This is a genomic window from Escherichia sp. TW14182 (assembly GCF_000208525.1).
GTDB classification, from domain to species: Bacteria; Pseudomonadota; Gammaproteobacteria; order Enterobacterales; family Enterobacteriaceae; genus Escherichia; species Escherichia ruysiae.
Genome location: NZ_AEJZ01000249.1, coordinates 1 through 3,846 on the forward strand (window position 1 = coordinate 1; position 3,846 = coordinate 3,846).

Genomic DNA, 3,846 nt, shown 5'->3' on the forward strand with positions numbered 1-3,846 from the left:
TAACGGCCCTGACGTTGTGCCGTAGATAACATCATGAGTGGCCCACAATTGCTTTCCTTGCCTGGTTCTTTTTTAACGCCTCCGGCAACATTACCTGTTGCCATTGATTACCCGGCTGCGCTGGCACTACGTCAGATGGCACTTGTGCAGGACGAATTACCAAAATATCTGTTGGCGCCGGAGATCAGCGCCCTGCTCCACTATGTACCGGATCTGCACCGCAAAATGTTGCTGGCCACCCTGTGGAACACGGGCGCACGTATAAACGAAGCGCTGGCGCTGACGCGGGGAGATTTTTCTCTGGCGCCGCCATATCCGTTCGTACAGCTGGCCACGCTCAAACAACGGACTGAAAAAGCGACCAGAACGGCAGGCCGTGTCCCTGCTGGCAGTCAGGTGCATCGCCTGGTTCCCCTGTCCGATACACAATACGTCAGCCAACTGCAGATGATGGTGGCCACGCTGAAAATCCCACTGGAGCGCAGAAACAAACGAACCGGAAGAATGGAGAAGGCGCGCATCTGGGAAATCACCGACCGCACAGTTCGCACCTGGCTGAATGAAGCTGTAGAGGCCGCTGCGGCCGACGGCGTGACGTTCTCTGTTCCGGTTACCCCACATACTTTCCGCCATTCCTACGCGATGCATATGCTGTATGCTGGTATTCCGCTGAAGGTGCTGCAGAGCCTGATGGGGCACAAGTCGATTAGTTCGACAGAGGTGTACACGAAGGTGTTTGCGCTGGATGTGGCTGCACGGCACCGGGTGCAGTTTTCGATGCCTGAGTCCGATGCTGTCACAATGCTGAAAAGCAGACACGCATAAGTCACAAATCATAATTATGAATTGTGATTTATTCTATAAAAGAAGAGACCACTGCAATATGTGATCTCTTGTATGCAAGGGTGCTTAAACAGTGTGAATTCACAAGTGTGATTTCATAAGTAATAACTTCTTGATTATTACGTTAGTGTTTTTAAGTATTGCTCAAGGGCTACTCTGACGATGGCACTTACATTTTTTGGATCTTTACCATTGCGTTTATTCCTCAATGCCAGATCTTCTATTGTGACAAGCATGCTTTCACCAAGAGAGATTGTCGTCCGACATTGTTTTTCTGGTTCGGGTTTTTCCGGCGCGCCGTATGGTTTATCCGCAAGGCGCTGAGCCAGAGCCTCTGCTTGTTCTACCGTAACTGCAGCTCTGTTTAATGCTTGCTGGCTGGGTTTCTTCACCATGGGCCAAATACCTCATTCATTAAATGTTCAATTTCTGCTCTGGCTGCTGTATTGTTCGTTTCTACTACACCGGTGCCGTTGCTCATGCAATCGCGATAGACTTTTCTGAAACAAATAACTGAATCCAGGACTTGAATTGTTGGGAATTCTTCAAGATATTCAAGGAATTCTTTTCTCTCATTTCCCCTCAAAACCGGATTGGTTGTTGCCATACTTTGTAAACAATAAACCTTAAGTTCTGGGTTAAGGTTACGCATTGCGTCTATCTGCTGTTCTAGTTCTGTAAGAGTATCCAGATCTGGTTGAGAACACTGTAGTGGCGCAATTATTTGATGTGCGACAACTCCACTCGTTATGAATTCCTTTGAGTTTCTTCCTGCGACATCCACTATTACATCATCGAACTTTTCATTCAGAGCCTGTAGTGTTTGTGTCAGGTTATCAAATTTCTCAACAAGGGTTATTGCTGGTAACAGTCCTGCAGCTTCTCGTTCCGCATGATGTTTTGCGGCTGTTCGTTGTAGATCTCCGTTTAACAGGCAGACTTCCCTTCCTTTATTTGCGAGAGCAATAGCCAGGTTTGATGCAATGGTAGTTTTCCCTGAACCACCTTTGTTCCCACCAACTACAGTAATCATTGCAACCTCATAAATGTGATGTGTGAAGTATGATGATATTTTGACACGGTAACCTGATGTGTCAATATGCATTCATATTTATTAAGTATGAAATATGAAGTGTGTCATATGATGTAATAAATATTACTTGTGTCTTGTGATTTCATAACTATGATAGTGCTCAAATTGAGTATTACCTTGCAACCAGAAACAGTGATTTACTCAGATTGAGTATTTAAGGGGCTATAGATGAACGTATACTGCGATGATGGTTCAACAACAATCAAGTTGGCATGGAATGACAATGGGAAAATCTGTAAGTCGTTGTCGCAAAACTCATTTCGTCATGGATGGAAGGTTGACGGGTTAGGGATTCGCCAGACATTTAACTATGAACTGGATGGTAAAAAATACACGTATGATGAAGTTAGCAACCAATCTATTCTTACGACTCATATTGAGTATCAATATACGGATGTTAACCTGTTAGCTGTGCATCACGCTTTACTGAATAGTGGATTAGCGCCTCAGCCTGTATCATTGACTGTGACTTTGCCTATCAGTGAGTTCTACACGAAAGAGTGTCAAAAAAATGAACTCAACATTCAGCGTAAAATTGAGAATTTAATGAGGCCGATTCGTCTTAATAAAGGCGATGTTTTCACCATTGAACACGTTGATGTGATGCCTGAATCATTGCCAGCTGTGTTTTCTCGTCTGGTCATGGATAAAGTTGGTCAGTTCGAAAAATCGCTGGTAGTTGATATTGGCGGCACTACGCTTGATGTTGGTGTTATCGTTGGTCAATTTGACTCTGTAAGTGCCATTCATGGTAATTCTGGCATTGGTGTGTCTTCAGTTACGAAAGCTGCCATGAGTGCATTGCGCATGGCATCCAGTGATACCAGTTTCCTCGTTGCAGATGAATTGATTAAACGTCGTAATGACCCGGACTTTGTTCGGCAGGTTATAAATGACGAAACAAAAACTGATCTGGTCCTTAATACCATTGAGGGGGCTATTGCCAGTCTGGGGGAGCAAGTAGTCAATGAGCTCGGTGATTTTCATCATGTGAATCGTGTTTATGTTGTCGGTGGTGGGGCCCCGTTGATCTATGATTCGATAAAAACGGCATGGCACCATCTTGGGCAAAAAGTAGTGATGATGGAGTCGCCACAGACAGCACTGGTTGAAGCTATCGCGGCTTTCAAAGAGGAGTAATATTGTGGACGATGAACGGAAAAGGAAAAAATTCACACTTTATCTGCATCCGGAAAAAGCTGCAGACTTTCAAACTTTGGAAGCGATAGAGTCCGTTCCGCGTTCTGAGCGTGGTGAGCTGTTCCGGAATGCATTTATTTCTGGAATGGCGTTACACCAACTTGATCCTCGCCTGCCTGTATTGCTGACTGCCATTTTGAGCGAGGAGTTTTCAGCAGATCAGGTTGTAACCTTACTCAGTCAGACGACTGGATGGAAGCCTTCTCAGGCCGATATCAGAGCTGTGTTGACTGAACTCGGTGCTTTGCAATCTGCTGAAAAAATGCCTCCTTCTGCTACTGATTCGGTGCAGGAGGCAATGAATGATGTGCGCCTTAAAATGCAAAAATTATTCTGATGTATCAGAATGAAGCAATGGGGATCTCAGTCCATTGTGTTGTATACGAAGGCGAGAGCATTTCCCGTTTCATTTGCCATTCAGGGGCGGTTCCTCGCCCCGCAAACCACACTTTCCCTTTTCCAGACTGGTTCAGTTCATCGAGTGTTTTCATTAACTTTTCGCTGTTTTTACGGGGCTGGATCTCATCAAATAATCCCGGCTGCGCTATACCCGATGGTGTGAAATCAGCCAGCATGACACCTGCCTTCATATAGCGGTACCCTTCACGCCAGACATGGTTTAAGGCTCTGCATGCGGCGGCAATAATGTCCCGGCTGTCCTGTGTGGGCAATGGAAGCTTTGTATCGTTCCGGCGAACTCATATTGACGC

At 45.6% G+C, this 3,846-nt stretch carries 5 protein-coding genes and 1 pseudogene; 3 read left to right on the forward strand and 3 right to left on the reverse strand.

Going from position 1 to position 3,846, the window contains the following annotated elements:
- Positions 1–33: 33 nt before the first annotated feature.
- Positions 34–825, forward strand: a complete 792-nt coding sequence (locus tag EQY_RS0118515) for a site-specific integrase (RefSeq protein ID WP_000016492.1) — start codon at positions 34–36, stop codon at positions 823–825.
- Between the two features lie 137 nt (positions 826–962).
- Here EQY_RS0118515 and EQY_RS0118520 read toward each other — a convergent pair whose 3' ends face one another.
- Both EQY_RS0118520 and EQY_RS0118525 read right to left on the reverse strand, forming a co-directional pair.
- Positions 963–1,238: a hypothetical protein gene (locus EQY_RS0118520; protein WP_000239529.1), complete on the reverse strand. Its 276-nt coding sequence runs from the start codon at positions 1,236–1,238 to the stop codon at positions 963–965.
- Complete coding sequence (locus tag EQY_RS0118525; protein WP_000633913.1) at positions 1,232–1,876, reverse strand: division plane positioning ATPase MipZ; 645 nt, start codon at positions 1,874–1,876, stop codon at positions 1,232–1,234. Before EQY_RS0118525 ends, EQY_RS0118520 begins: the two co-directional genes overlap by 7 nt.
- A 228-nt stretch (positions 1,877–2,104) precedes the next feature.
- On the opposite strand from EQY_RS0118525, the gene parM reads away from it, so the two are divergent.
- Both parM and EQY_RS0118535 read left to right on the forward strand, forming a co-directional pair.
- A complete protein-coding gene (gene parM / locus EQY_RS0118530) occupies positions 2,105–3,076 on the forward strand; it encodes a plasmid segregation protein ParM domain-containing protein (RefSeq protein ID WP_001103690.1) in 972 nt (323 codons plus the stop codon).
- Positions 3,077–3,080: 4 nt separating this feature from the next.
- A complete protein-coding gene (locus EQY_RS0118535) occupies positions 3,081–3,473 on the forward strand; it encodes a plasmid partitioning/stability family protein (RefSeq protein ID WP_000340829.1) in 393 nt (130 codons plus the stop codon).
- 4 nt (positions 3,474–3,477) lie between these two features.
- On the opposite strand, the pseudogene EQY_RS24985 reads toward EQY_RS0118535, so the two are convergent.
- A pseudogene (locus EQY_RS24985) lies at positions 3,478–3,816 on the reverse strand (DUF4113 domain-containing protein); the annotation flags it as partial.
- Positions 3,817–3,846: the final 30 nt, after the last annotated feature.